This is a genomic window from Aeromonas sp. HMWF015 (genome assembly GCF_963878965.1).
In the GTDB taxonomy this organism is placed as follows: Bacteria; Pseudomonadota; Gammaproteobacteria; order Enterobacterales; family Aeromonadaceae; genus Aeromonas; species Aeromonas veronii.
The window spans coordinates 1-3,655 of sequence record NZ_CAWNZT010000446.1 but is presented as its reverse complement, the minus strand read 5'-3'; the positions used below and the strand labels follow the sequence as shown (position 1 = coordinate 3,655).

Sequence of the window (3,655 nt, the reverse complement as noted above, 5' to 3'; positions counted from 1 at the left end):
ATCTGGATGGACGCCGTTATGGCTTTGAGCATGCCCGTGGCCCCCACCTTTATCTCACATCCATGAGTGATGCCAGTGGCAACCGGGTGCGTTGGGTATGGGAGCGGGGCCGACTGGTGCGTGTCTTGCTGGCCGATGGTCGCTATATTCGGGTCAGCCATCAGGGGCGCAATGTCTCTGCGCTTACCCTGGTGGTGTCGGAGTTTGACCCACCTCGCGAGCTGTCCCGTTATGAATATGACGACAGTGGCGCCTTGCTGCGGGTCAGGGCGGGTGCCGGGCGCAGCTTTGATTACCAATACTCACCGCAAGGGTGGCTCACCCGTTGGAGTGATCTCGCCCAAACCTGGGTCGAACACGACTATGACTCGCAAGGTCGCTGTCTGGCCAACCGCTGTGCGGGCGGCTATTGGAAAGATCGTTTTAGTTATGACGATGCCAATCTCACCAGCTATTACCACAGCGCTTTTGGTGGCGTCACCGCCTATGTGCGCGATGAGCGCAACAACATCCTGCTGCGCCGTGAGCCGGATGGCGGCGAGACACGCTTTGAGTGGGTGAACAATCAGTTGGCGGCGCTGGTCAACCCCCTGGGCCAGCGTACCGAGTTTGAACGCAATGCGTGGGGTCAAGTGACGTGCGTGACCTTGCCCGATGGCAGTGCCCACCGTTATGGCTACGATGACGCGGGCAGGCTGCTGGCCTATATCGACCCGCTCGGCCAGCCGTGGCAATACAGCTATAACCCTCAGGGGCTCGTTGAAGGGGTGACCAACCCGCTGGGTCAGTGCTGGCGTCATGAGTATACCCCTCAGGGTTTGCTGGCCGCGGTGACCGACCCGGTCGGTCAGCGCAGCCAGTGGCATTATGGGGAACAAGGCTTGCCGGTTCGTTACGAGCCAGCTAACGGTGCTCCCTGGCGGTTTGTCTATGACCAGCAAGACCGTCTGGTCGCCCGCTATCAGGAGGGCGAACAAGGTGCTCTGGTGCGCCGCTGGGTGTATCGTCACCACGCCAGACAACCCAGCAAGGTCATCTATGAAGATGGTACCGAGAGCCGCTTCGATTACGACATCGAAGGCAATCTGGTTCGGCTGACCGATGCGCTGGGACATCACCACCAACTGACCTATGGCGCCTTTGACAACCTTCAGAGCGTAACCGACCCGCTGGGTGCCACCACCCGCTATCACTACAACGCCGAGAGCGAGTTTGCCGGTGTCACTAACAGTCAGGGACATCACTGGCGCTATGAGTTTGATGCCTGCGGCCGGGTCGCAGCGGAAGTGCACTATGACGGGCGTCGTTATGACTACCGTTACGATGTGGCGGGGCAGTTGGTACTGCGCCGGGCACCGGATAATCGCGAGCTGCACTATCACTATGATGTGTTGGGGCGACTGGCTCGAATTGAAGCTTGGCGTGCGCAGGGCGAGCGTAGTGACCCGACGGCGAGAGCAAAAGAGAGTGAAACCCACTTTGCTTATGATGCCGCCGGTCGTCTGTTGCGGGCCAGCAACACCGATGCGGTGGTGGAATACGAGTGGGATGCACTGGGCCGGGTGGTCTGCGAGCGCGTCAATGGCGAGACGATAGAGAGCCATTATGGCGAGGCGGGCCAGCGTGAGGCCATCACCGGCTTGCTGGCGCCGCTGGGGTTGGTTTGGCAGCAAGGGCGACTGACCCAGCTCACCGTGGGCAGCCGCCAGCCCCTGCAGTTTGCCCACGACCGTCAAGGGCGTGAGCAGGTGCGCCAGAGCGAGGCCGGGTTTGCCCTCAATCAAGGGTGGAGCGCCACCGGGCTTTTGCTCTCTCAATCCCTGGTATCTGCGAGTGGCGCTGTGCCAGACACTCTGTCGCGTCACTATCAGTATGATGCCCTCGACCGCCTGGTTGGGGTCAGCGACAGCCACTGGGGTGAACAGGGCTGGAAGCTCAATGGCAACGGTCAGGTGGTGGCTGAGCGCAGCAAGCGCGGTCACGAGCGTCAGGCCCGGCTGTTTGGTTATGACAGTGAACTGAACCTCTGCGAGCTCTCCCATCTCCTGCCAGGTGAGGGACAATCCCTTTCCAGCAAGCAAGCACAGGCCGAGCCGCTGCGCCGTTATGACGCTGCGGGTCGAGTCAGTCAGATGGGGCCCAACCAATACCGCTACGACAAGTGCGGTCGCCTCAGTGAAAAAGTGGTATCACGCCCCGGCTTTCGGCCCCAGACCTCGCAATTTCAATGGGATGCCCACGACCGCTTGCAACGGGTCATTTTGCCCGATGGCAGCCGCTGGCGTTACCGCTACGACCCCTTTGGTCGGCGCATCGGCAAGGAGCGGGAGGGGCAGGTGAGCCAACTCACCGCGATAACCCGCGTCCACTATCGCTGGGACGGTGATCAGCTGGTGCAGCAACAAAGCTACCGGGCCGATGGCAACGCCGCCCGTCAGGTGCAGTGGGTCTATGAGCCGGGCAGCTTCAGGCCGCTGGCCCAGTGGGAAGCTGGTGAACAGGAAGAGCGTCTGCACTATATCGTGACGGACGTGGCGGGCACCGCTCGTGAGCTGTGCAGCGAAGCTGGTGACATCCTCTGGCGTGGTGAACAGCGGTTGTGGGGCAACTATCGCGCAGATGCCATCCCTCAACCGCTCAGGCGCTTCCTTGGGGATGCGGCCAATGAAGAGACCTACTGCGAGTTGCGCTATCAGGGTCAGCTCTATGACCAGGAGACGGGGCTGTATTACAACCGACACCGTTACTTTGACCCGGAGTTGGGGCAGTATATCTCATCAGACCCGATAGGATTTGCAGGAGGGCTGAGGCCACAAGGGTATGTGCAGAACCCGCTCACTTATATTGATCCGTTGGGATTGAGTGGATGTCCGGGCAAAGAAGAACAAGCTAAAGAGCCAATCCCGAGAGGTGATAATCCATATCAGACTCGAATTGACCCAAAGGTTCCAGGGCGACCAGACCCTGCGTACTCAATTGATACAGCAACATTTAGCTCAGGGGTTAAGACTGCAAACGGAGGTCTTCGAGATAATAAACAATTCTGGAAGCAGTGGAGTGATTTGCAACCTGATTCATTGAGTAAAAGTAACGCATATAGAGTTAATGAGTTAGGGTTGTCTCCAAAAATAGATGATACTTGGATTAAAATGTTTCCTGAACATGCAAATTACAAAGGTGATACATTAATTCATCATCATGTTGACCAGGGGCGCTACGCAATACCGGTTCCAGGGAAAACGCATGTAGGAAGTGGTGGTATTTGGCATACGAAATAGAGAGGTTTTTATGCTGCTGGAATTATCAGAAATAGAATCTAAGCTATATGAGAAATTTTCTCCGTTTGGTGGAGAAATGGATGACTTGATCATGAAAAACGGAGGGGGCTCTGTTGATGATGTTATTGATTTAGAACAAAAGCTAAACATTAAGTTGCATGATAAATTTAAGAATTTTATTTTGAAGTATGATTTAGGTAATTTTTCTCTTGGTAGCTTTATCTTCGGTGATGATGGTGATTATTTGGGGAAGATTTTTGAGTTAAATAATGAGAATGATCTAACTCAGTGGTGGGGGAAGGGACCGCGCCCTGAAAGTTTACTTCTTGTAACGTATAATGATCCTTATTCTATTTTGTTAGAACTAAGCAGTGGGA

The 3,655-nt window shown here is 56.0% G+C and carries 2 protein-coding genes; both read left to right on the top strand.

The genetic code is table 11. The features are described from left to right. Positions 1–3,278 (top strand): RHS repeat-associated core domain-containing protein (locus AACS18_RS22890; RefSeq protein WP_258228803.1); only part of this gene is annotated, 3,278 nt, incomplete at its 5' end. A 10-nt stretch (positions 3,279–3,288) separates the two neighbouring features. Beyond that, positions 3,289–3,655 (top strand): SMI1/KNR4 family protein (locus AACS18_RS22885; protein ID WP_108613399.1); only part of this gene is annotated, 367 nt, incomplete at its 3' end.